Origin of the sequence: Nostoc sp., from assembly GCF_036918015.1 — a bacterium.
Lineage (GTDB): Bacteria > Cyanobacteriota > Cyanobacteriia > Cyanobacteriales > Nostocaceae > Nostoc.
The window spans coordinates 1-25,204 of the sequence record NZ_JBALEO010000075.1 but is presented as its reverse complement, the minus strand read 5'-3'; the positions used below and the strand labels follow the sequence as shown (position 1 = coordinate 25,204).

At 40.5% G+C, this 25,204-nt stretch carries 21 protein-coding genes and 1 tRNA gene; 10 read left to right on the top strand and 12 right to left on the bottom strand.

The genetic code is table 11. From position 1 onward, the window contains the following. Positions 1-196: 196 nt before the first annotated feature. The 6 genes from V7K61_RS21650 to V7K61_RS21625 all read right to left on the bottom strand — a co-directional run bounded on the left by V7K61_RS21650 (position 197) and on the right by V7K61_RS21625 (position 5,585). A complete protein-coding gene (locus V7K61_RS21650) occupies positions 197-985 on the bottom strand; it encodes a Nif3-like dinuclear metal center hexameric protein (protein ID WP_335056393.1) in 789 nt (262 codons plus the stop codon). Positions 986-1,017: 32 nt separating this feature from the next. Further along, positions 1,018-1,767, bottom strand: a complete 750-nt coding sequence (locus V7K61_RS21645) for a hypothetical protein (protein ID WP_335056391.1) — start codon at positions 1,765-1,767, stop codon at positions 1,018-1,020. Between the two features lie 292 nt (positions 1,768-2,059). Further along, positions 2,060-2,473, bottom strand: a complete 414-nt coding sequence (locus V7K61_RS21640; RefSeq protein WP_335056389.1) for a secondary thiamine-phosphate synthase enzyme YjbQ — start codon at positions 2,471-2,473, stop codon at positions 2,060-2,062. 216 nt (positions 2,474-2,689) lie between these two features. Continuing rightward, complete coding sequence (locus V7K61_RS21635) at positions 2,690-3,772, bottom strand: glycosyl transferase (protein ID WP_335056387.1); 1,083 nt, start codon at positions 3,770-3,772, stop codon at positions 2,690-2,692. Positions 3,773-3,844: 72 nt separating this feature from the next. Continuing rightward, positions 3,845-5,032 (bottom strand): aminotransferase class V-fold PLP-dependent enzyme, encoded by a 1,188-nt coding sequence (locus V7K61_RS21630; RefSeq protein WP_335056386.1) that lies wholly within the window; start codon positions 5,030-5,032, stop codon positions 3,845-3,847. Between the two features lie 103 nt (positions 5,033-5,135). Then, positions 5,136-5,585 (bottom strand): HIT family protein, encoded by a 450-nt coding sequence (locus tag V7K61_RS21625; RefSeq protein WP_335056384.1) that lies wholly within the window; start codon positions 5,583-5,585, stop codon positions 5,136-5,138. Between the two features lie 297 nt (positions 5,586-5,882). On the opposite strand from V7K61_RS21625, the gene V7K61_RS21620 reads away from it, so the two are divergent. The 7 genes from V7K61_RS21620 to V7K61_RS21590 all read left to right on the top strand — a co-directional run bounded on the left by V7K61_RS21620 (position 5,883) and on the right by V7K61_RS21590 (position 15,217). Beyond that, a complete protein-coding gene (locus V7K61_RS21620) occupies positions 5,883-7,343 on the top strand; it encodes a TM0106 family RecB-like putative nuclease (RefSeq protein WP_335056382.1) in 1,461 nt (486 codons plus the stop codon). A 544-nt stretch (positions 7,344-7,887) separates the two neighbouring features. Continuing rightward, positions 7,888-9,072 (top strand): esterase-like activity of phytase family protein, encoded by a 1,185-nt coding sequence (locus V7K61_RS21615; RefSeq protein WP_335056380.1) that lies wholly within the window; start codon positions 7,888-7,890, stop codon positions 9,070-9,072. Between the two features lie 413 nt (positions 9,073-9,485). After that, entirely contained in the window at positions 9,486-11,108 is a 1,623-nt protein-coding gene (locus tag V7K61_RS21610; RefSeq protein WP_335056378.1) for a serine/threonine protein kinase, read from the top strand. A 101-nt stretch (positions 11,109-11,209) separates the two neighbouring features. After that, the gene (locus V7K61_RS21605) at positions 11,210-12,736 is read left to right on the top strand and encodes a serine/threonine protein kinase (RefSeq protein WP_335056376.1); all 1,527 of its coding nucleotides are present in this window, start codon (positions 11,210-11,212) and stop codon (positions 12,734-12,736) included. A 110-nt stretch (positions 12,737-12,846) separates the two neighbouring features. Further along, positions 12,847-12,920 (top strand) — tRNA-Asp (locus V7K61_RS21600). Positions 12,921-13,053: 133 nt separating this feature from the next. Further along, positions 13,054-14,499: a glutamate--tRNA ligase gene (gene gltX / locus V7K61_RS21595; RefSeq protein ID WP_335056374.1), complete on the top strand. Its 1,446-nt coding sequence runs from the start codon at positions 13,054-13,056 to the stop codon at positions 14,497-14,499. Between the two features lie 223 nt (positions 14,500-14,722). After that, complete coding sequence (locus V7K61_RS21590) at positions 14,723-15,217, top strand: hypothetical protein (protein WP_335056372.1); 495 nt, start codon at positions 14,723-14,725, stop codon at positions 15,215-15,217. Between the two features lie 242 nt (positions 15,218-15,459). Here V7K61_RS21590 and V7K61_RS21585 read toward each other — a convergent pair whose 3' ends face one another. After that, positions 15,460-15,588 (bottom strand): hypothetical protein, encoded by a 129-nt coding sequence (locus tag V7K61_RS21585; protein WP_335056370.1) that lies wholly within the window; start codon positions 15,586-15,588, stop codon positions 15,460-15,462. A 232-nt stretch (positions 15,589-15,820) separates the two neighbouring features. Here V7K61_RS21585 and ftsH2 point away from each other — a divergent pair, with 232 nt between their 5' ends. Next, positions 15,821-17,707, top strand: coding sequence for an ATP-dependent zinc metalloprotease FtsH2 (gene ftsH2 / locus V7K61_RS21580; RefSeq protein ID WP_334701136.1), 1,887 nt, complete (start codon positions 15,821-15,823; stop codon positions 17,705-17,707). 151 nt (positions 17,708-17,858) lie between these two features. Here the strand turns inward: ftsH2 and rnc are convergent, their stop codons facing one another. The 4 genes from rnc to V7K61_RS21565 form a co-directional block, all read right to left on the bottom strand. Beyond that, positions 17,859-18,557, bottom strand: a complete 699-nt coding sequence (rnc, locus tag V7K61_RS21575; RefSeq protein ID WP_335056368.1) for a ribonuclease III — start codon at positions 18,555-18,557, stop codon at positions 17,859-17,861. Between the two features lie 96 nt (positions 18,558-18,653). Then, positions 18,654-18,890 (bottom strand): HNH endonuclease, encoded by a 237-nt coding sequence (locus tag V7K61_RS34190; protein ID WP_442936345.1) that lies wholly within the window; start codon positions 18,888-18,890, stop codon positions 18,654-18,656. A 574-nt stretch (positions 18,891-19,464) separates the two neighbouring features. Further along, a complete protein-coding gene (locus V7K61_RS21570) occupies positions 19,465-20,091 on the bottom strand; it encodes a hypothetical protein (protein ID WP_335056366.1) in 627 nt (208 codons plus the stop codon). Between the two features lie 43 nt (positions 20,092-20,134). Further along, on the bottom strand, positions 20,135-20,722 hold the full coding sequence (locus V7K61_RS21565) for a Uma2 family endonuclease (protein WP_335056364.1): 588 nt from the start codon (positions 20,720-20,722) through the stop codon (positions 20,135-20,137). A gap of 91 nt (positions 20,723-20,813) precedes the next feature. Here V7K61_RS21565 and bchD point away from each other — a divergent pair, with 91 nt between their 5' ends. Next, a complete protein-coding gene (gene bchD, locus V7K61_RS21560; RefSeq protein ID WP_335056362.1) occupies positions 20,814-22,850 on the top strand; it encodes a magnesium chelatase ATPase subunit D in 2,037 nt (678 codons plus the stop codon). Between the two features lie 65 nt (positions 22,851-22,915). On the opposite strand, the gene V7K61_RS21555 is transcribed toward bchD, so the two are convergent. Continuing rightward, a complete protein-coding gene (locus V7K61_RS21555) occupies positions 22,916-23,701 on the bottom strand; it encodes an RNA polymerase sigma factor SigF (protein WP_094350441.1) in 786 nt (261 codons plus the stop codon). Positions 23,702-24,233: 532 nt separating this feature from the next. Here V7K61_RS21555 and V7K61_RS21550 point away from each other — a divergent pair. Then, positions 24,234-24,962 (top strand): Bax inhibitor-1/YccA family protein, encoded by a 729-nt coding sequence (locus tag V7K61_RS21550; RefSeq protein WP_094340245.1) that lies wholly within the window; start codon positions 24,234-24,236, stop codon positions 24,960-24,962. Positions 24,963-25,204: the final 242 nt, after the last annotated feature.

Below are 25,204 nucleotides of genomic sequence, written 5' to 3'. Positions count from 1 at the left end.
TGTGATTAGTATTACGTTCAATCAGTGATTTACATCACAATATGATTTTTCGATACTCCGTCTATTAATATACAGAAATAAAAAGGTAGAGGAATTTTCAGCATCAATGTTGAGAAGCTAACTTTTTTAACAAAATTAAAATACAACAATCAATTTTTTCGACAAGCATCCACAAAATACAATCAAGCATCAGCAATCAAGCAAAAAACTGGCGGAAATCTTCATCTTTTTGACTTAATTGCACCCAGTCTAAATTTAAAGACTGGAATTTTTGCACCAAGCGATCGCAAGCTGGACGTTCGGTAGCGTAATGTCCAGCATCGATTAAAATAAGATTACGGTCGCGGCTTTCTTGAAACTGATGGAATTTACAGTCAGAAGTTAGATAAGCTTGGGCACCAGTTTTGGCAACAGATGAAATGTAACTAGCCCCTGAACCACCCAAAACGGCAACTCGTGAAATTGTTTGCTGTAAATCAGCACTGGGGGAAAAAATCAAATTAGGGGGAGCAAGTCGGGTTTGAATGGTGGCGAGTAATTCTTGTAATGTTAGAAATGGCTCTAGCAAACCAACACGACCATATCCTAATCCTGCCTGTGTAAGTTCTATGGGGGTAACTTCTTTGAGTTCTAAAATCTGAGCCAAAACGTCAGCAGTCCCATCTTGCACTTGGTCAAAGTTCGTGTGAGCAGTGTAAATACCAATATTATGGGTAAAAGCTAACCGTACCATTTCAGCGATCGCTTCACCAGTGCGTAAAGATTTGAGGGGATGAAAAATCAAGGGGTGATGGGCGAATATTAGATTAGCATTTTTTGCGATCGCTTCCTCCATTACCGCCAAAGTCGGTGTCAAGCATACCAAAACCCGTGTTTCTTCCTGCAAAACTCCTGGTTCAATTTGCCAGCCACAATTATCCCAGCTTTCACACCAAGCGGGATTAGCCCATGCTTCAAACCAATTAATTAAATCAGCAATTTTCATAATTATTTTCTTCAGCAATTTTTAATTGCTAATCAGCGTCTCTGTGGTTGAATATTTAATTTTAATGCTAATTGCTGGCGCATTTCCTGGAAAGGTTTGTTCCATACAGGGCTAGCATTCCAGTTCCATACTGCTACTGGAATAAGTTCTTCTTCAGCAAGACAAGTTAGCAGACGGTATTCATCTTCTGGTTCACGAGAAAAGGTAAAGGGGTTGCGGTAGCCTGTCTCACACAGTTTATAAGATACGACCTGACCATGATTAATACGTTGTAAAAGTTCCTTACCTTTGACGAGCAAATAATCCAAAAATACCAGATTAAAAGGTTCTATATGTGCGCGTTTTTGTGGCTCTTTTTGTACCCATCTTGCCCACTCAAACCCATACATAAAATCATGAACATAACGAAAGCGCATTTCCGTTTTATTGCCGAACATCTCTGTCAGACAAACCATCTTTTCACCAAAAACTTTTAAGAAAGGGATAGCGCCCTCATCTGCATTTAAAGCCTGTCTAAGCATACTACTTACCAAAAAATCAAAATCCCAAAATATGTTTTCTGGGAAATTTTCTATTTGGGTACAGACTATGTTTTCGAGAGTCTTTTGAAGATTTGTGATAATTTGAATGTCGGTATTTTGTTCCGCAATCAAATTTCCCAAGTCTGTAAAGCTGGTAATTAATGTTTTTTGAGGACTAAGTGACAATAATTTAAAAGACTGCTGGACAAGGATTTCATCAATAAGTTTAAAAGTATTAGTTGGTGTTAGTTCTTGCTTCATAGTAATAGTAATAGCCCAGACAGCTTACACTAAATATTAGTGTATATTGGCATCAGCGGATTCTTTAATAATCACAAATAAACTTAACTTTTTGATTTACAAATATACACGAACTATTTAATGCATATCTGGTTAGTTTTGCATCAATAATTGTGATGAAAAATTTATCAAGGCGATATTTTTTTTAATGCATATCACCATGATTTTAGGAGATTATATCCAAAAGGTAGACAGTATAACCAGAGTATTTAAACTCTACAAAACCGCACCTTCAATAAAACTTGAGAATCGGCTATCCAGAAATGTGAACAACCAATTCTCTGGAATGACTGCGTTGGCGGTGTTCCCAAATATAAATTCCCTGCCAAGTTCCTAGTACTAAGTGTCCGCGATTAATGGGTATATGTTCAGAAGTGTGGGTGAGTGCAGTACGGATGTGTGCTGGCATATCATCGGGTCCTTCTGCATCGTGGATATATTTACCTGATTCTGGTACGAGTTTTGACATAAAATTAGCTAGATCCACAAGAACATCAGGATCGGCATTTTCTTGGATGACCAAACTGGCTGAAGTATGGCGCAAAAATAAAGTACAAAGACCAGTTTCAACACCCGATTCTGCAACTGTGGCTGCAATTTTTGCAGTGATGTTGTAAAAAGATTTGCCAGTCGTGGAAATTTTTAGTAACTTTTGGTAGTGAGTCATTTGAAACAGTAACTATTGATGACAGTAAAAGCTAGTTAGCAGTTCAATCTGCTTGATTTAGTTGTTGGTTTGCCGTTAGTTGATCGCTAGATTTAGTACGGTTATTATAAATCTTTCTGAAGTCAGTTAACATCTGTCAATTGTATTCTTGAGACATAGATTTATTTATCTATGGTTAGAGTTCGTCTGATTACATTGATGTTACTTTGAATAACTTTATTTCGTCTGTAAATAATTGATAACAGCTTTAGCGATCGCTTCATTACCATCTTTAGCAATTGGTTGAGATTGCTTTGGAGGTTGGGGTAACTCATGGAGAAAATTCCAAGCCCCTTGAAAAAAGTCAGATGGGGTGATGATTTGATGCTGATTATAATTAGTTATACCTTCTACTATAAAAGTTGCTTCGGCAAAGTCTTCGCGCGGTATTGTGACAATTGGTAATCCTAGTATTGTGGCTTCCGAAAAAGTACCATAGCCAGGTTTAGAGACGACTCGCGCACAAATAGGCATAAAATCTACAGGGCGGTATTTGCGGTCATTAATTTTCACTAAATTAGGTAAATCAGGAGCAGATTGATCGAATACGATAAATTGCCAATCTGGAAATCGCTGTAGGTTATCATAAGGAATTTGCTGTAAACCCAACCCGCCAAAGGTCAACAAAATAGTTTTTTCGACTGGTGCAGTTATTCCCCACAGAGAACGTAAATCATCAGCAGAGTGACGGGGGGAACCGCCTGTTAAGCCGACATCTGTGATATTATTAAAAACTAGCATTGGTTCGTGAAAAGGGAGACGAAACAGGCGATCGCACTTTGAATACCAATCACTAATCCAATCTGCAACTGCGGTAAATTCGCCTCCCCAATCTCGGTAGATAAAGTCCCAGCCAAAGTTACTCATCATCCAGCAGGGAATATTTGCCGCTTTAGCAAACCCAGGAGCGAGGAAGGGAATATCTGCCAAAATAAGATTAACGCGATTTTGGCGGATAAAATTGACTTCTGAGGCAATGAGCGAATTTTGATGTTTTTTAATATCCAGCAATTTTTCTAAAGTTGCTACTTTATCCATTGTCAAACTATCTGTTTGCACCACACCCAAATCAAATGCACGAGGACGATAGATAAAATCGCCTTCTATATAGCACTCTAGCAACCAGCGTGGGGCAGTACTTACCACAATTAGCAAAACTTCTGGACATAACTTTTGAATTGTTGCAGCAACAGAAGCCGTGCGGGTAGCATGACCAAAGCCGTGGTTAGTTATGGCTAAGTATAAGATTGGGCGTTCCATTTTTAAGTTAGGAGTTAGGAGTTAGGAGTTAGGAGTTAAAATCATAATTTCCAGACTTCTAACTCCTAACTTTTAATTAATTTTGCAAAAACTTTGAATCGCCTCAATCAATAAGTCGATTTCCGATTCTAAAGTAAAGTAATGAACGGTAATACGTATACAGCTAGGATTGGCAATTGTCCGAGTTAATATTCTTTGTGAGTCCAAAAATTGCACTAACTTCAAATTAGCTTGAGGTTGACTATTTTCAAGTTGAAAGGAGACTATGCCGCTTTCAGGTGGGGAAGTTCGCAAACATTTAATATCGGGTAACGCCGTTAATTGTCGCCAGAGGTACTCACTGTTATGACAAATTTGCTCGTAACGTTCCTGTGACGTTCCCCATTGTTGATGAATTGCGATCGCTTCCTTTAACCCAAGATACAACGGATAAGATAATGTAGACACTTCGTATCGTCGCCCATCTGGAAGCCAATCTACAGGCTGAGATTGACTATCTACAACAATGCCATTCAAGCCAATAAACGTAGGTTTCAGGCTTTCTCGTGCTTCTGGGCGGACATACAAACCACCAGCACCCGCAGGGCCACATAACCATTTGTGACCAGTGAAAGCATAAAAATCTACTCCCAATTCAGTTAAGTTTAAAGGCAATAAACCAGCAGATTGGGCAGCATCTATCAGTAAAAAAGAATGATTATTCCTGCATACTTCGGCGATTTTATCAAGAGGTAAAACTTGACCAGTATTCCAGAAAACATGACTCAATATTACTAGACGGGTATTGGGGCGCAAGTGCTGGACAATAACTTCTACCGGATCGCCCTCATTTAAAGTTGCTTTTAGGGGACAGGTGGTAACTTCCACAGCGAATCTCCGCGAGATTTCCTGCGCTGTAGCAATTACGCCTGGATGTTCGCAGTCTGAGAGCAACAGATGGTCGCCAGCACGCCATTCAATGCCCCACATGGCGATATTACAGCCAATTGTGACATTTTGGGTGAGAGTAATTGTTTCAGATGGTGCATGAAACTCAGAAGCGATCGCAACTCTAGCAGCTTGAGTCTGAGGCGCTATCCAGCTATACGCCTCATTACCAAAGGGGCCTATTTCTTGAACATAAGCTTGAGTTTGGGCGATCGCATCCATTGCCCTTTGGGGCATCGGCCCTTGTCCCCCATAATTGAAATAAGCCTTGTTCGCTAAAGCAGGAAATTGCTCTCGATGCAGCTTGATTGATGATGTAGAAACACTAGTCATAATTCACAAGGGATATCTGCTGTTTGCAGGCTATTGATATTCAGAAGTATTTGCACTTTGTGGTAAAAGCGATGAAATTAATTTAAGCCCCCACTGCTAAATTTCATCTCGTAATCAGTAACGATAAATGTTCTGTGACTTTATGTGCTAAATTCTGGGCTGTTTGAGAAGTAATCAAATGGTGTTTGAACTCTGATACATGATGCCACGGATTAGCCTTGCGGTCTGGATCGGACTCGTAACGGGGGAAGAGATGCCAATGAATATGTGGCTCACCATTTCCATAACAGGCATAATTCATTTTCCACGGATTAAAAGCGTTAACAAGAGCTTTTCCTGCCAGCATCACCTCTTGAAAGAGGGCAGACTGAATAACTGGGGGAAGTTCATGCAACTCTCGAATATGTTGTTTTAGAAGGATGAGGGAATATCCGCGATGAAATTGATGATCGCCAATCACAAAGATTGAATGCTCGAATTCGTGGATAAAGTAGGGATTCTGACCGTTTTTCCAGAGTGTGACACGCTCACAGATGAGACACGGTTTATTCATGTTGTTCTGTCATGTACTCTTGTAATAATGGACAAACCGTGGTTTTGTTACTCTCCCTCAGTTGTAATTTAGGAGAAAAGCAAATGCTTGTGCTGTTTACGCCAATAGCTAGCTGTTGACAGTATAAAATAAATAGCAAATTAAGCGTGGATGTGTTGGCGTAGCCCACCGTACCCCTACGGGGAAGCAAGCTCTGTCTACGACACGCTGCGCGAACGCAGAGAAGGTATTGCCACTTCTAGATTTTAATTGTCACAGTTACTCCCAGATTCTGCTAATTCTTGTTAACTTAAAAGGATGCTAATTAATGCTGAACTCCTACTGCAATACCAACGCTGTAAACGCCGACCTTTTCTAGATATCCACGGTGACAAAAGTCAGCGCGATGCCCCCAATGAGTTGCTACGGAAACTGCAACAGGACAAAATCGCTCATCAATTGAGTGCTTTGGCAAACGTGACTTATCACCAACCAGATTATTCTTATGGAAACTGGGAAAAGGCAGAGAAGGCAACTTTAGAATTGATGCAGCAGGGAGTTGAGTACATCTATAAAGGAGTACTGTTAGCAACTTATTCCGAAGCAGACACTCTGCTAAGTCGTCCAGATTTACTCGTGAAACAACCAGGACAATCCCATTTTGGAGATTGGATCTATGTCCCGGCGAATATTGAACTGGGTAAGCGCCCTAAGCAAGAATATCAGGTTGTCGCTGCATTTCATGCCCAAGTGTTGGCAACAGTGCAGGGAGTTGCGCCTGAAACAGCTTCACTCATATTACGAACCAAAAATAAGAATTATGCAGTGGATCTGTGCAAATGGACACCACGGATGCAGCAGATTCTGGAGGAGTTTATTCAAGTTTTAGAGTCACCTAATCCGCCAGAGGTGTTTATTTCTCGCCAAAAGTGCAATTTTTGCCATTGGTATAGTGAATGTTATGCGATCGCTCAATCTGAAAAACATCTCTCACTGCTACCAGGTGTAACACCCCTTCGCTACACTCAACTCCAAGCCTTAGACATTACCACACTGGAATCTCTTGCTAACACCAGTCCCAACAGCTTAGAAAAGCTACTTGGTTTTGACACCGAAGTAGCGCCCAAATTGGTAGTGCAAGCTCAATCTGCACTAGAAAAACGACCGTTAATTTTACCATATCCGCTACCAATAGAAGATATTACATTTACAGCACCTATAGAGCTTTATTTTGATATTGAAGCCCAGCCAGACTTAGATTTAGATTATCTTTTAGGGGTTTTGGTTGTTAATAGACAAGCTAATACAGAACAATTTTATTCCTTTTTAGCAGACAAACCAGAAGACGAAGAATTAGTTTGGCAGCAATTTTTAGATTTGGTTTGGCAATATCCCGAAGCACCAATTTATCATTTTTGTGTATACGAGTTTGATACAGTCAAACGGTTGGCAAAACTTTACGGCACTCCACAATCCTTAGTGCGTCCTGTACTGAATCGATTTGTAGATGTGTATGAACAATTAACCCAAAGTGTAGCATTACCCGTAGAAAGCTATGCCTTGAAAGCGATCGCTCGTTGGATAGGATTTGAGTGGCGTGATAAAGAAGCTAGTGGTGCTAAGTGTATTTACTGGTACGATCAATGGTTAGAAACAGGCGATCGCACCTTACTGGAAATTATCCAACGTTACAATGAAGATGACTGCCGCGCCACCCTTAAAGTCAAAGATTGGCTTGTCAACTTTTTTCAAGATGAATATGGTTTACGACTAGCTTAAATAATTTCGTATTTTCTAAAGGTTTTCAAATTCAAAATACGTCTTGCAAAGTCTGAGTAAAGGAAACATCTGCTCAGATTTTCCCCAAAATTAAAAAAGCTTTATTTTATAAAGATTTTCAGGGAGCATCCCGTTTTGGCAGATCGCCGGCGCACGCTACGCGAAGAGAAGTCTGCGGCTATACAAACTTTCGTCCGCCTGCGCGGACTCTATAAGAGTACTCCAAGTAAAAAAATACCCAATTGTCATTGCGAGCGAAGCGAAGCAATCGCAAAGACTGGGATTGCTTCGCTTTGTACCCTTCGGGAACGCCAAGGGCGAACGCAATGACGGGTTTTGGATCATTTATTTTTTGGAACACTCTAAAACCCGCCTGCGCGGGTTTACTTTGTATAGCCGCGATTTCCAATCGCCCGGTGTTTCTTCCAAAAGTGGATGCTCCCGATTTTCAGGCTTATATCTGTCAAATTCTTTATTTAATTGATATTATTCATAGAGACGTAAATTTGGACGTTTATATAAATATTTATCTAATAAAAAAACTATGCAGCGAATTAAAAAAATCTTCGTATTTCCACAAATTCTTTACGTTTTTATTCCAATTCTAATTATCAGCTTCGTATTCGCAAACTTACCGTCAAATGGTGTTGAAGTCAGTAGTATAGAATTTATCGGAGAAGCCACCTTACCAAAAGGTCTAATCTTTCAAAAAACTGAAGCTGGAGGTTTATCTGGAATTACATATAATCCAAAAGACAACCTTTATTATGCTATCTCTGATGATCGTGGACAAAAAGCTGCTGCTCGTTTCTACACCTTGAAAATCGACTTTAGTAAAGGTTCCTTACAAAAAGGTGGAATTATTCCAGTCAGCGTTACCACATTACTAAATGAAAATAGTCAAACATTTCGTCCTGGTGAAACTGATACAGAAGGTATTGCATTCACTAATAAAGCAACTGTATTTATTTCTTCTGAAGGTAACGCTGAAAAATTAATCAATCCTTTTATTAAAGAGTTCTCACTATCTTCTGGCAAAGAAATTGTAACACTCCCCATCCCAAATAAATTTTTACCAGATAAAACTAGTCAAAAAGGTATCCGCAACAATTTAGCTTTTGAAAGCCTCACAATCACACCTGATAACAAGCATTTATTCACAGCCACCGAAAATGCTCTAATTCAAGATGGTGTTGCAGCTAAACCTAATATCGGTAGTCCTTGCCGAATTTTGCAATACAACTTGCTCAACAACCAGTCAGAAAAGGAATTTCTTTACCAAACTGAACCAGTTGCACCATTTTTGAATCTGATTGGCAAATTTACTAGTGGATTACCTGATTTACTTGCTCTCGATAATCAAGGACACTTCTTAAGTTTAGAAAGGTCTTTTACTGGTTTAGGATTTGCTATTTCCTTATTTCAAGTTTCTTTAGAAGAAGCTGATGATATTCATAATATTGATAGCCTTTTAGCAGTTGACTCCAAAAATATTAAACCTGTTAATAAAAAACTGCTGTTAGATTTGAGAAAACTAGATGTACTGCTAGACAACATCGAAGGCTTAACTCTTGGCCCAAAACTACCGGATGGTCAACAATCATTAATTCTTATCAGTGATAACAATTTTAACTCCCTACAACGCACCCAAATACTGGCCTTTAAAATTAAAATTGAAAATCCACTTATTAGATTACTACGCCGTTTCATCCCAAATTTTAACCTTTAAATGTATAGAAATAAAAGTGTGTAGGCGTAGCCCACACTTCTCTACGAGACGCTGCGCGTAGCTTGCTTCCACGTTCGCGCAGCGTGCCGTAGGCAAGTGGTACGACAAAGTTCAGTGACCATCGTAGAAATCGCAGCTTGACTTCTATTTAGTTATTTTTGATTATTCCTGTGTATTCACGGAATCTACTAAGTAACTTTATCTAGCTTATTTATAGTTTACGTGTAATTTCTCAACCGTACTCCTTAATAAATATGTTACACAATGTTTAGCAGCTTTTGCACAGAGCTTAAGCATATTTACAGCATATAATTAATTTTCTCAAAGTTCAGATATTTCTTAGATTTCAATTTAATAATTAGCTAGACTGAATTAAAGTATTTTGCCAATAACATTTTTTATAAATGATTTTTATGCCAGAAAAGAAAATTGAGAGTATGGTAGGGCAAAAAGTAGAATTAGACGATTACATCGGACACTTTTTAAACAATCGCTATTTAATCAGAGATTTGATTGGCAAAGGGGGAATGGGTAGAGTTTATCTAGCAGAAGATACTGCTAAAGGCGGTATGCCGATCGCAATCAAAATCCTATCACTTAGTTTGTCAAACCAACAAATGTCCCAACGTTTTGCCAGAGAGATTTTTATTGGCGCTCAATTGGGTCGCAAAAGTAAACATATTGTTCGCATTTTAAGCTATGGAGTTACTGAGGATAAAACTCCATTTTATGTAATGGAATACCTCCAAGGAAAAAATCTCAAACAAATTCTGAAAATTCAGCCCTTAACAATATCGAAGTTTTTAGAAATTTGTAATCAAATTTGTTTAGGCTTACAATGTGCCCATCAAGGTATTAGCCTTAAAGGAGAGATTTATCCTATTGTTCACAGAGATATTAAACCAGAAAATATATTTATTGCCGAAGATAGTAAAAAAGGTGAAATTGTTAAAATACTAGATTTTGGTATTGCCAAGTTTTTAACAGAGCGAAGTGGGATGACCCTAACAGATTCTTTTATTGGCAGTTTGCCTTACTGTTCTCCAGAACACATGGAAGGGCGTAAACTGCTAGATGTCCGCTCTGATATTTATAGTTTGGGAGTATTAATGTTTGAGATGCTGACAGGGAAACATCCATTTCAAACAAAAAGTAACTCCTTTGGTACTTGGTATCAAGCTCATCGCTTTCAAATGCCACCTACAGTTGAAGAAGTAAATCCGCAAGTTAAAATACCAGAAATATTAGAAAAAATATTGATGAGTTGTTTAGCTAAAGAAGTAAGCGATCGCCCGCAGAATATCAACCAAATATTAGAAGATTTAGAAAAAGTTAGTGCCCAAGTTAATAATGTTATTTCTAGCAATACCACTGATATTATTAAAATTTCGCTTCCAGTTCAATTAGTACCCGCAACTTTACTATCAGAAAAAGAGTGTTTGCAGAAAAATTGGCCTAAAAATAAACCAATTGCGCCAATTGGATTTCCCCATTTACTACAGACTCCTCAAAAATCTATACCAACTTTTTGGGCAATGTTGCCCAAACAAGAGATTGCAAAATTTTTGGATAAAATACATAGTACTGAATTTATTAGTAAAATGAATGTGTACCCGATGCTACTGTGGGTAACAATACTATATGACACCCAACCTTCTACAACTAAGTGGCTACCTTATTTTCTGGATCTAAAAGATAATAAGAGTAAAAATATAGCGCGTAGTTTAGCAGAAGTAGGCTACTATCATTTACTATTTTTCCCCTTAGAAGATCCGACTCATTGCTCTCATGTAACGACTTTAAATCTCACAGCTAAACAGCGTCAACAACTAATAGATTGGTTAGATGTTAGTCAACAGTCCAATGAATTAATTTTGCCTAGTCAAGCCAAAAATATTCTAAAAACAGAGTACGAAAAGCTAAAGTTAGACATATTACGAAACTTAGCCACACATCAAAAATCTGAGACAGATGGTTTAAAAATTTGGATGACTAAATTCTTGGAAATGTTTTTGAAACTGCTATTGCATCGTTGAAAGTCTGCTATCAAAATCAAAATGCTTGCCACCATTATCTAATAATAGTTTTATGTGTTTATCGCTAACTTTAAATGGATTCAGCATCAGAGGTGAACAAAGTGAATCAAAGCCCATTTACATCTCCAAGTAGTACGGGCTTACTTGCCAATCGTTATCAACTCAAGCAATTAATTGGCAGCGGTGGCATGGGTGAAGTTTTTTTAGCAAATGATGTTTTGTTAGGAGGTATACCAGTTGCTATCAAGTTTTTGACTCAAACTGTTGCTAATACCAAGATGCAACAAGACTTTGCTCGTGAAGCCTTAATGAGTGCAGCCTTGAGTCAAAAGAGCGTACATATAGTGCGGGCGTATGATTATGGTGTGAATGAGAAAGGAAAACCATACTACGTCATGGAATACTTATCTGGCAAGAGTTTAAAGGATTTAATTCCGCTATCTCTGTCCATGTTTTTGACTCTCTCTCGCCAAATTTGTTTGGGCTTACAGTGTGCCCATCAAGGGATTAATATTGATGGCAAAATTTGTCCGTTGGTTCATCGAGATATCAAGCCTGCCAATATATTAGTTATTCCCGATCCAATATTGGGTCAGTTAGTTAAAATTCTCGATTTTGGTATTGCTAGATTTTTGAATTATACATCAACAGCTAGTACAAGTAGCGGATTTAATGGCACTTTACCCTACTGTTCTCCAGAACAGCTAGATGGGGAAAAATTAGATAGTCGCTCTGATATTTATAGTCTGGGTGTGATGATGTTTGAGATGCTTACAGGTAAAAAACCTTGGCAAACGGAAACTGATTACTTTGGTGCTTGGTATAAAGCACATCACTTTGAAGCACCAAAAACGATCGCAGATGTTAAACCAACTCTTAAAATACCTGAGAAACTAAATAATTTAATTATGGCTTGTCTGGCTAAAAAAGTACGCGATCGCCCTCAAAATATCGCTGAAATTTTGCAAGTATTAAATAGTTTAGAACAGTCTAATTGTTCCAGTTTACCTACAAATTTTGCCTCTAACTCCGTTCTTAGTCGTCCCTTAAATTCTGCATTACCAATCACAGTAGAACAAAGCTATCGGCAACTTTTGTGGCCTCCAAATAAACCAATTCAAGAAATTGTTTTTCCCCAGCTTCTAGACACCCCACAAGGCTCGATGACAGCGTTATGGTTGATGTTGTCTAAACAAGAGATCAAAAATTATGCGGTTTCTAAGCGTTACAACCAGTTTATCTTTGTGACATCGCCTCATCCGATGCTGTTGTGGGTAACTGTACTCTACAATCGGCAATTGGCTCCTAAGTGGCTACCATGCTACTTAGATATGCAAAATCCCCAAAATCTTAAGATGGTAAGTTTCCTGGCTGAAAATGAACAATATCCTTTGATTTTCTTTACTCTGGAAGCACCACATTCTTGTATCAAGGTTCTCAGCAGTCGCATTGAGTTAACTCAGCGGCAAATGTTGAAAACCTGGGTGCAACAGAGTCATCGTCTACCAGCCGCTTCTCAACCCCAATTGAGCAAACAGCTATTGAAGCAGCAGTATAAACAAATGCAATCCAGAATGTTGCAACATCTGGAATCAGAGCCACAGGTTGTATTATCACGGTCTTTTTAACGCATAATTCGCACCTGGAAAATACGTAACAAAAATAATTTCTAATTCCTGACTCCGAAACACTTGACAAGTAAAGAAAAAATAGTGATAATAGCAAAGTTGCCAAACAAGGGACTGTAGTTCAATTGGTTAGAGCACCGCCCTGTCACGGCGGAAGTTGCGGGTTCGAGCCCCGTCAGTCCCGTTCTAAAATTATGAGTAGCGAATCACTTAACTAAGGTGATATTGGATTTTGAATTACCCAAAGAGGTTGACTCAGGATTCAAGATTTAAATATAAGCTACATTTATCATGCTTTGCGAAAGAGAGAATTAACTGTGACTGTTAGAGTCCGTATTGCGCCGAGTCCAACCGGAAATTTACATATTGGTACAGCTAGAACTGCTGTATTCAACTGGTTATTTGCCCGTCACCACGGCGGTAAATTTATACTGCGAATAGAAGATACAGATTTAGAGCGATCGCGTCCCGAATACACCGACAATATTCTTGAAGGACTGCGCTGGCTAGGTCTTAACTGGGATGAAGGGCCTTTTTTCCAATCCCAACGCCTGGATCTTTATAAAGAAGCAGTAGAAAAACTGCTAGATCGAGGATTAGCCTATCGCTGCTACACTACTTCCGAAGAACTAGAGGCGCTCCGAGAAGCTCAAAAAGCCAGAGGCGAAGCACCTCGCTATGACAACCGTCACCGCAACCTCACCCCAGAACAACGCGCCGCCTTTGAAGCAGAAGGTCGCTCCTTTGTAATTCGCTTCAAAATCGAAGATGGGCGGGAAATTGTCTGGAACGATCTAGTAAGGGGAAAGATGTCTTGGCGAGGTAGCGATTTAGGTGGTGATATGGTCATCGCCCGCGCCTCAGAAGAGGGAAGCGGTCAACCTTTATACAACTTTGTCGTTGTAGTGGATGACATCGATATGCAAATTACCCATGTCATCCGCGGAGAAGACCACATTGCCAATACTGCCAAGCAAATTCTGCTGTATGAAGCAATGGGTGCAAAAATTCCAGAGTTTTCCCATACGCCATTAATTTTGAATATGGAAGGGCGTAAGCTTTCTAAGCGAGATGGCGTCACTTCCATTTCTGACTTTCAGAAAATGGGCTTTACTGCTGAAGGCTTGGTAAATTACATGACATTGCTAGGTTGGTCGCCACCAGACTCAACGCAAGAAATATTTACCTTAGAAACAGCAGCTAAGGAGTTTGGCTTTGAGCGTGTAAATAAAGCAGGCGCAAAGTTTGACTGGGACAAGCTGGATTGGTTGAACAGTCAGTATATCCACAAAACGCCAGTAGATAAACTCACAGATTTACTCATACCCTTTTGGGAAACTACTGGCTATAAATTTGATGGTGGAAGAGAACGCTCCTGGTTAGAACAGCTAGTAACTTTAATTAGTCAGAGTTTGACTCGCCTAGTAGATGGAGTAGCTCAAAGCCAACTGTTTTTTAGCGATACAGTTGAATTTAGCGAGGAAGGTAGTACGCAACTGAAGCAAGAAGGCTCGGCGGCTGTTCTTGAAGCGATTGTCACAGCTTTAGAAAATCAACCGCAATTGTCAGAAGCCGCCGCCCAGGAGATTATTAAACAAGTGGTCAAAGAACAAAAAGTCAAAAAAGGCTTAGTAATGCGATCGCTCCGAGCAGCTTTAACTGGAGATGTTCATGGCCCCGACTTAATCCAATCTTGGTTACTACTAAATCAGATTGGTTTAGATAAACCGCGCTTGAGTCGGGCTATAACGGAAGCTAAGTAGCGATTACTTCCAGATTTTAGAAATATTTTAGATTTTAGGGGCGCACAAATGTGTGCCCCTATCCATAAGGTAGAGCAACTATAAGAACAAAAAATCATTGACTAATTACTAATGAATTATTCTCAATTTCACATCTAAAATAGTTAGTCAATTCTCCTCATGTTGGGAACTTGGTGTGTAAAATTCATGTCTTCAGAAACACTTAGAAGCGAACGTAATTACAATGCCGACAAAAGCGCTCAATAGAGGGATGAGATTATCGTTCATGATAGTTATGCTCTTCATCACATCGACAGTTAATGCTGCGGTTGATGCCCAGGAAGCGCCAACGATATTTGGAGATGTCACCCTTAGCCCTCAGTTTTCGCCAGACCCCCTGACAGTTCGCGGGATGAGTGGTGGTTCAATATCTGGGAGTCAAGTAGGTGGGAGAAGCGAAACAGCCACTGGCCCTTGTACCGGATTTGTGGATGAAACACCAGACCACACATTAGCGTTAACAAGTAAATTTGACTACCTGAAGTTGCAAGTGCAAAGTCCTGAAGACACCACCATAATTATCAAAGGGCCCGGTGGTACTTGGTGCAATGACGATTTTGATGGCAAAAATGCTGGCATTGTTGGTGAATGGCTACCTGGAAGTTACCAAATTTGGGTTGGTTCCTACGAAAAGGGCAAGTATCTTCCTTACACTCTAAAAATTACAGAAGTAAAGTAGGGAATTGGGCATGGGATTGGAGATTGGGTACTGGGGACTGGGAAAAAACTTGTTCAATTATTCTCCCTCATCTCCCTTATCTCCCAATACAGTTCAGTTAAGCATTTCTTTCTTCTCTCAGTGCCGCGCCAGTTGCTTCAAGTCGGGGAACCCGCCCAACGCACTGGCTTCTCTGCGCCTCTGTGGTTCGTTAAAAAATTGACTTTGACAAAGAGTTTTAGCCTTAACTGAACCGTATTGCCTTATCTCCCCCAATCCCAATCCCCAATCCCCAATCCCCAATCCCCACTCCCCACTCCCCCAGAATCATTATTGAGAGCGGCTTGGACGATACGAGGAGCATTCTGGAGAAATTCTCTCTGTCTTTGCATACCGTTGCGCTCCCTTTTCTCGTGCGATATTGTATTAAAATTAAGTTAACTTTGATTAAGATTCTTGTTGGCATCGCCATAATGCTCTAATTGCCTTATGGCAGTGCATGTAAGAGATCAAATTAAACAAAATGGATTTATAAACATCCGTTTAACAGCTTAAAGTGACAGAGTGATGAACATTCGGTTACTAGAGCTAACAAGTTGTATAGGCATCTAGAGGCAAATTAAAATGAAATTCTCTTGGAAAGTCGTAGCACTCTGGACATTGCCGGCTTTGGTAATTGGCTTTTTCTTCTGGCAAGGGGCGTTTGCAGGCGCTCCTGCCGACATGACTAAGAATGCAGCCAATACTCGCATGACTTATGGTCGCTTTCTAGAATACTTGGACAGCGATCGCGTCAACAGTGTGGATCTGTATGAAGGCGGTAGGACGGCAATTATAGAAGCGCGCGATCCAGACCTGGAAAATCGTGTCCAAAGGTGGCGTGTGGATTTGCCTGTTAACGCTCCTGAGTTAATTAGCAAGCTCAAAGAGAAAGCCATTAGTTTTGATGCTCACCCCATGCGGAATGATGGCGCAATTTGGGGATTGTTGGGCAATCTCATCTTTCCAGTTTTATTGATTACTGGGCTGTTCTTTTTGTTCCGGCGTTCTAGCAACCTCCCTGGCGGCCCAGGGCAAGCAATGAACTTCGGCAAATCCAAAGCGCGTTTCCAAATGGAGGCGAAAACTGGGGTCAAATTTGACGACGTAGCCGGAATCGAAGAAGCTAAGGAAGAACTACAAGAAGTCGTCACCTTCCTGAAGCAGCCAGAAAGATTTACTGCTGTAGGCGCACGCATTCCCAAGGGAGTGCTGTTAGTTGGGCCTCCTGGAACTGGTAAAACTTTATTAGCAAAAGCGATCGCAGGCGAAGCAGGTGTACCTTTCTTCAGTATTTCCGGTTCGGAATTTGTGGAGATGTTCGTTGGTGTAGGTGCATCCCGCGTCCGCGATTTGTTCAAGAAAGCTAAAGATAACGCCCCCTGTATCATATTCATTGATGAAATCGACGCCGTGGGTAGACAACGGGGTGCTGGTATCGGTGGCGGTAACGACGAGAGAGAACAAACCCTCAACCAATTGCTCACCGAAATGGACGGGTTTGAAGGTAACACAGGCATCATTATTATTGCTGCTACCAACCGTCCCGATGTACTAGACTCAGCCTTGTTGCGTCCCGGTCGCTTTGACCGCCAAGTAACAGTTGATGCACCGGATATCAAAGGGCGTTTGGAAATCTTACAAGTCCATGCGCGGAACAAGAAACTAGACCCTAGCGTATCTTTAGATGCGATCGCTCGTCGCACTCCTGGATTCACTGGTGCTGACTTAGCCAACTTGCTCAACGAAGCAGCAATTCTCACAGCTAGAAGACGCAAAGAAGCGATCACCCTCCGCGAAATTGATGATGCGGTAGATCGGGTAGTTGCCGGGATGGAAGGCACTCCCTTGGTAGATAGCAAGAGCAAGCGCTTAATTGCTTACCACGAAATCGGACACGCCTTAGTTGGGACTTTGTTAAAAGACCATGACCCAGTACAGAAAGTTACCCTAATTCCACGGGGACAAGCACAGGGTTTAACTTGGTTTACTCCCAATGAAGAACAGGGATTAATTTCTCGTTCTCAACTGAAAGCTAGAATTACTGGTGCTTTGGGTGGTCGCGCCGCCGAAGAGGTAATTTTTGGGGCTGCGGAAGTTACTACTGGCGCTGGTGGAGACTTGCAGCAATTATCGGGAATGGCCCGGCAGATGGTGACTCGGTTCGGGATGTCCGACTTAGGGCCACTGTCGTTAGAAAGCCAGCAGGGAGAAGTATTCTTGGGTCGTGACTGGACAACCCGATCTGAGTATTCTGAATCTATTGCTTCCCGCATTGATGGACAAGTCAGGGAAATTGTTGAGCAGTGCTACGACAATGCTAAGAAGATCATCCGTGACCATCGCACTGTCACCGATCGCTTAGTAGATTTGCTCATCGAAAAAGAAACAATTGACGGCGAAGAATTCCGCCAGATTGTGGCTGAGTACGCTGAAGTCCCAGATAAGCAACAGTACGTACCGCAACTATAATATTTGACTCCTTTCCGGCTACTATCTGGAAATGAGTAAAGTGACAAAAAATAAAATGAGGGTGGAGTATACCATCCTCATTTTTTTGCGTTTTTTCAGTGTTAAGAAGTTCCTAATTCTAAAATTATCAAAATTTATGAACCCATAAACTCTATAATAAACCTTGTTTTTTCAACTTAGCTAGCGCATCTTCAGCAGCAGCTTTTTCTGCATCTTTTTTATTGCGTCCTGTACCCGTTCCATGCTCTTTTGCATCTACCAATACTCTAGCTACGAATATTGGCGCGTGAGAAGGGCCTCCTATTTGTTCTGTCTCATATATCGGGGGATTTGGGGTAACATGAGATTGCACCCATTCCTGAAAGCGATTTTTTGAGTCTACATTAGAGCGAGACACAACAATATTCTCAGGTACAGAATTAAACAAAGGTTCTACAATTTTGCGAACTTCCTCAATATCTGACTTGTTATCATCTGACTTGTTATCCAGATAATAAGCACCAATCACAGCTTCAAATGTACTGCTAAGTAAATTAGGATTTTGGTAGCCTCCATCTCGTATTGCACCTTGTCCTAGACGCATCCGAAAATCTAAACCTACTTCAATAGCAAATTTTGCTAATTGCTTCTCATCTACCAGCGCAGAACGCCGCCGAGTTAATTCATCTTCTCCCTTTTCTGCGTGTTTTTCATAGAGATATTTACCACTTAAGAAATTTAGAATAGCATCACCGAGAAACTCTAGGCGTTCGTTATGTTCCCCTTCTCCAGGATGTTCGTTGACATAAGAACGGTGGGTAAGTGCTTGTCGCAAAAGTTTTTCATTTTTGAAAATCAAAATTTTGTGCATTTTACTTTTTTCCAATTTGTAATTTTAATGGGATGAAATGGGTGGGTATCCTTGCCCACACCACAAAAGGTAAGCCTAAAAAAACAAAAGTATTATCTAGAAATAGTTAATACTTCTTGAACTAGGTGGATAAAGACTATTTCCACGAGAATTATTGCATGAAAAACAAGAAAATCGGAGGTTTTCTAACGAGTCAGATCCACCACGACTCTTTGGTAAAAGGTGATCAATTGTCAGATATTCTGTTAGTAGATTCTGTCTACACCACCAACATTCAGAACCATATAAATCAAGAAGTTGTTGCTTCTTGTTGCGTTTCTGTCTAGTATTCATTTACTCTAGTTTCCTTTTGCTTGTTATTTGCAACAGCATCGGAACATCAGGTATCTAGCATTAAGGTAGTGTTATGTAACAGAAATTCCAATTGGAAATCTCTACAAGAACACCTACACTCAGTACAGTCTTCAACTCTACAAGCTGGTTGTACTAAATGTATGTTAGAAGTCGCACATCTGAAAGTTAATTACTTCTATGTGAGGCTGTAATAGACTAGGTGAGTAATTGGTGAATTAAGTATTTAGCTAACAAACTAAACTTTAATTTAATTAGTTAACCAGATACTTAACTCATCAGTTACTGAACTGCTCTACTACAGGCTCACTTAGAAGTTAAAAACTTCCACAAGTGCGACCACCAACATCAGCTTTAGCTTTTTGGGTGATGACTCTTTTGCTCTATTGCACATAACACTAACAAATGATAGTAGTAATGTCAAGGGCATACTAGTTATTTTTTATTGAGTAACTTGAGAAGACTGACTTTTTTGGCAAAAATACTTTGCCGCAGATCCCCGACTTCGTAAAAGTTGTCGGGGATCTTGTTTCTCGTGAATGATTTAAGATTGCTATTATAGTTCATAAATAATTTCCGGCTTACTTTGCGCGATCGCACCATACAAAATACCTAAAATTTTCTTAATATCCTTAATATAATATTCACTCAAATCAATCGAAACTACATTCCCTTCAAGTTTGAGAAATTGCCAGATCGTACCGATAGTAACAGCACCATATATAGCTTTGATTTGATTTCCACCTCTCTCGTTAAATAGCTGGGCAGCTACCATTTCGGCAATACATTGCGCTAAACCAGACCTCAAATTCTCATTTTTACTTTCTACTAAAACAACTACCGGACTACGTACAAGCAACTGCTCTGAGGAAAGACTCAAGATAAAATCACAAAATCCATTTAATCCTCGCTGGCTATCAACAGTAAAGTCAACTCCCGAAAAAAAGCTGATTTCATAATTAAATTTCCGTCTAATTTCTAATAAAATTGGACTGATTATCATTTCACTCCGAGCTTTTTCAGAACTTATCGCTACTGCTAAATCAACATTTTCCCTAAGAATAGTAGATAATAAATCACTACACTCTTGCTCCTGCACATTTGCGAATAGTCCAGATGATTCGTGGATAACTAACCCAAAAGAATCAATAACTTCAATAAGTTTAAAATCACTATAAGCCATAAAACTTACTCCTTTGTCTTATGACTGAATCCTATAACAAAGTTTAAAAAATCAGCTTTGGCGGAAACACCTTAGCTAAATCAAGAGATAAATCAGGGAAACAGGGAAAATTTATTATCTCATTTGACAAGAAAATTCGCTTATTTGAATAACCATATCTGCTTTGATTATCCTGATATGGTTCACTGTAAGCTTCCAAATAATTATCAAATAAATTGAATATCCAATAATCAGTAATACCCGCTTTAGCATAAAGAGGTATTTTCACATCTTGGTCATAAGCTAAAGAAGAATCGGAAACTTCCATCACCAATAACACATCAGCCGCTTTAGGGTGAGCCGATAGATAATTATCATCTCGGTTTTGAACAATCGCAAAATCTGGTTCAGGCTCGCTGTTAGGTGGTAAAGTAATTGGGGCTTGAGATTGTAGAGTTGCCCTATCTCCTACAATTTTTGGAAGTTGTTTCCATAAATTCCTTAGACAAGTTTCATGAGCTTTACCTTTGGATGCCATTTCAATAATTTCCCCATTGATTAATTCAATATGGTCATCTTCATGGAAAAAGCCCAATTCTCCAAGCCTGTGGTATTCATCCAGTGTGAAGCGTTTAGCCTGTGCAATACTCATAAACTTACCTTTCTCTCATTGCCATAATACTTATTCTAAATGTGCCAGAAATTGGTATGCTAAAGGCCGAGACTCGCTATGAAAGCAAACAATGCCTGCGCCTACTATCAACCCCACCATCACTGCCTTTCCCTTGACAGCCGTAGTCGGTCAAGAAGCAATTAAATTAGCCTTGCTGTTAGCCGCAGTTGATCCTGGTTTGGGAGGAGTAGCGATCGCAGGTCGTCGCGGTACGGCAAAATCTGTAATGGCTCGTGCTATCCACGCTCTACTACCGCCCATTGAAGTTGTCAAAGGTTCAATCAGCAATTGTGACCCCAACCACCCAGAAGAATGGGACGATCAATTATTGGCGGAGTACGCAGACAAAGACATTCAAGATGTGCCCGTCGAAATCATTCCTGCGCCTTTTTTGCAAATTCCTCTAGGTATTACAGAAGACCGACTATTAGGTTCAGTGGATGTTGAAAAGTCGGTAAAACAAGGTGATACGATTTTTCAGCCCGGTTTACTCGCTACAGCCAATCGGGGTGTACTGTACGTAGATGAAATTAATTTATTAGATGACCAAATATCAAATCAGCTTTTAACAGTATTATCTGACGGACGCAACCAGATTGAACGGGAAGGGATTAGCTTTCAGCATCCGTGTAAATCCCTGTTTATAGCAACCTATAATCCAGAAGAAGGCGGATTACGGGAGCATTTGCTAGATAGAATTGCGATCGCACTTTCTGCTGATGGTGTACTCGGCTTAGATCAAAGAGTAGAAGCAGTTGAACAAGCTATCGCTTATTCTAAATCTCCCCAAAACTTCCTCAAACAGTACAACGAAGACTTAGACTCCCTCAAAACCCAAATCATCTTAGCGCGGGAATGGTTAAAAGAAGTAATCATTACCCATGAACAAATTGCTTACTTGGTGGATGAGTCCATTCGCGGCGGAGTTCAGGGACATCGCGCCGAGTTATTCGCCACGCGGGTTGCTAAAGCGGCAGCGGCTTTGGAGGGACGGACAACAGTTAATGCTGAAGATTTGCGCCGTGCAGTGGAATTGGTAATTGTACCACGCGCCACAGTTGTACAGACACCACCACCAGATCAAGCACCACCACCGCCTCCACCACCGCCGCAACAAAATCAAGAAGAACCTCAAGACGAATCGGAAGACGAAGAACAGGAGGAACAAGAGGAACAGGAAGAAAATCAAGAGCAAGAACCCCCCAGCATCCCGGAAGAGTTTATCTTTGATCCAGAAGGGGTAATTCTTGATGACAACGTGCTTTACTTTACTCAAATGGCGAAGCGGCAAGGTAAATCTGGTAGTCGTAGTGTCATCTTTTCCGATGACAGGGGACGTTACATTAAGCCAATGTTGCCCAAGGGGAAAGCACGACGCATTGCAGTAGATGCCACCTTGAGAGCTGCGGCTCCTTATCAGAAAGCACGAAGAGAAAGACAACCAGATAGAAAAGTTATTGTCGAGCAGCCTGATATTCGCTCGAAACGCCTGGTACGCAAAGCCGGGGCGTTGGTAGTATTTGTGGTAGATGCTTCTGGCTCAATGGCCTTGAATCGAATGCAATCGGCTAAAGGTGCGGTGATGCAACTGCTGACTGAAGCTTATCAAAACCGCGACCAAATAGCATTAATTCCCTTCCGGGGAGAACAAGCAGAGGTATTATTGCCTCCAACACGTTCTATTGCTTTGGCACGTAACCGTTTGGAAAGGTTGCCCTGTGGTGGGGGTTCGCCCTTAGCGCATGGTTTAACTCAAGCTGTGCGCGTCGGCTTAAATGCTCAGATGAGTGGAGATATTGGGCAAGTTGTCCTTGTAGCAATCACCGATGGGCGGGGTAATATTCCCTTAGCGCGTTCTTTAGGTGAACAGCTTGAACCAGGAGAAAAGCCAGATATCAAAGGAGAATTATTAGAAATTGCTGCGAGAATTCGTGCTTTGGGGATGCAACTATTAGTAATTGATACGGAAAGCAAATTTGTGTCTACTGGCTTTGCTAAGGAACTATCGCAAACAGCAGGCGGTAAATATTATCATTTGCCAAAAGCGACAGACCAAGCTATTGCTGCCATGACCAAAGGTGCGATCGCTGATTTAAAATCTAGATAATTAGTTATTAGTCATTTGTCATTTGTCAGTTGCTTTTCTACTAACCACTGACCATTGACTAATGACTACGAGCCAGTAGGCATTACCTGTGGTTGCAAATAACAAATCAAATCTTGAATTCCCTTTTGCAGATAGCGCGTTACTGTCATTGGACTAGTACCAATGTTCTTAGCCGCATCCTTGCGAGAAAGTTCTCTCAAGAATACCATTTCAACTGCCATACGGGGCTTTTCTTCTAACATATTGATTGCGCCTTGGAGTTGTTGGCGTTCTTCTTCTTGTTGCAGAAGCACATGAGAACGAGGACAAGGAAGTGCCTCACCCAAAGTTATTTGGCAATCAACATAGTTAACTGCGGTTGCATCTAAACTCAAAGGCATCCGATTTTGAGCAGCTAACTTGGTTTCTTGCCACTCTTGTACAGATACCCGAAGTTGGCTGGCAATTTCAGCATCCTTGGGCGGACGACCTAAAGAGATAGATAAGTCCTTGCGAATCTTTTGTCCTTCATTATATAATTCTTGCCAACGACGAGGAATTTTTAATAGAGTACTGCGATCGCGCAAAAAGTGCAGCATCTCACCGCGAATATATGGCACTGCAAAGGAACTAAAAGCATATCCTTGGCTAGGGTCGAAACGCTCAATAGCCCTAATCAAACCAAAATACCCAATTTGTTCTAAATCTTCATAAGGTTCATTACATTGATGGCTGAATTTATGAGCCATCTTCCGTACTAAGCCAGTATGTAACTGTACAAGTTTATTACGAAGTTTAATAGAAGGATTCTGGTGGTACAAGTGCAATAATTCTATACCATCAGTTCGTAAAGAGGACTCACTTGTTGCCATATACATTCCCTTGTTGTAACTCCTATTCCTGAGAAAATAGAGTTGCGTATATTTTCTTCTAAGCTGTTATTATTTTGCTGAGTCAGGGAAGAATAAGCTATCGTCGTTTCACTGAACTTGTTAGGGGTCTAACTCCACAATTCAGTATTTGTACGCATGATTTTGCGAACCCCTCTGTTACAGGTGATTTTTGCTTTTTATAGAACTGTTGAATGGTAAATAATCTTTAGCTTTTGCAACAAAAACTAGCTATTTATGCTGAAAAATGCATAACTTACCTAATAGTCATCTGTCATACTGAGCGCAAGTGGATCGGTACTGAATTAATCGCAAAATAGGTTGCAATCAAGGGTAAAGAGTATGCTATCAGTACTAGAGATGCTGTGAAATCCTCAAAAACTGACGAGTCTAATTTTCAACAACAAAGCCGCCCTTCAGATTTGACAACGATATTAAATCCTTGTCCGTTAACGGTAAAGATTGGTAAGAATAGGAATAAGCAGAACGTTTTCCTAAAAAACAGTTTTTCAATATGAGCAATACCAGTAATTTTCGTGAAGCTATCCGTGAGGCTAAATCTCACGCCCTCGTTGGCCCAAACGTGATTGCCAACGCCCTCCCCTACGTCGGTGGTGGATTGGTGCTAACGGCATTAGGAACCTACGGCGGTTTAGGAGTTATCCGTACTAACCCCGAAATATTCTTCCCCACCTTCATTGGTGCGGTGATTTTGGAGTTAATTTTGTTCTTTGTTGCCCAAAATGTTGCCCAGAAAGGTAACAAGGGACTTGCACTACCTCTGTTGGCAACTTACAGCCTGTTGTCTGGATATACTCTCAGTGGCTTGATATTTGTCGCTTTGAGATCCCAAGGTGTTGGCATTCAAGGCATTGGTTTGGCTGCCCTTGGTTGTGGTGTCACCTTTATAGCTGCCCGTCAAATTGGTTCAAATCTTTCTGAACAAGACGGCATGGCTTTGACGAAAACCATTAATCTTGGTGTCATTGCCTTGGTGGTTGTGTGTCTAGCCCAATTCGGCTTTGCTATGTTTGGTGTTTATACGCCAAATTGGTTAGAAATCGCCATCTCCGGTTTAGGAGTATTCCTGTTTGTTGGGGTTTCTGTAGTTGATTTCTACATCTTGCCCCGCACTTACAGCGATGACCAATATCTGCCTGCTGCTTTGTCGATGTACTTAACTTACATCAACTTGTTTGTCTTTATCTTGCGGTTGTTAATTGCCATCAATGGCCGCGATTAATTGTCTGTAGGCGCTAACACAAGATAAAGTTTTATAAAGTAAAAACCGTGGTTAAATTTTTAGCAACCACGGTTTTTTCATCGTTTTAATAGTAGAATATGTAGATAAGTTCAGCCTCAAGTGAGCAAAACTATGCTTGAACTCTTAAACCCGGATTTCTCACAAGCAGTAAAAAATCAATTTATATGACCTGATGTGAGACATTTTTTTGATACATCATCAATTGAAATTTAGATGGGGAG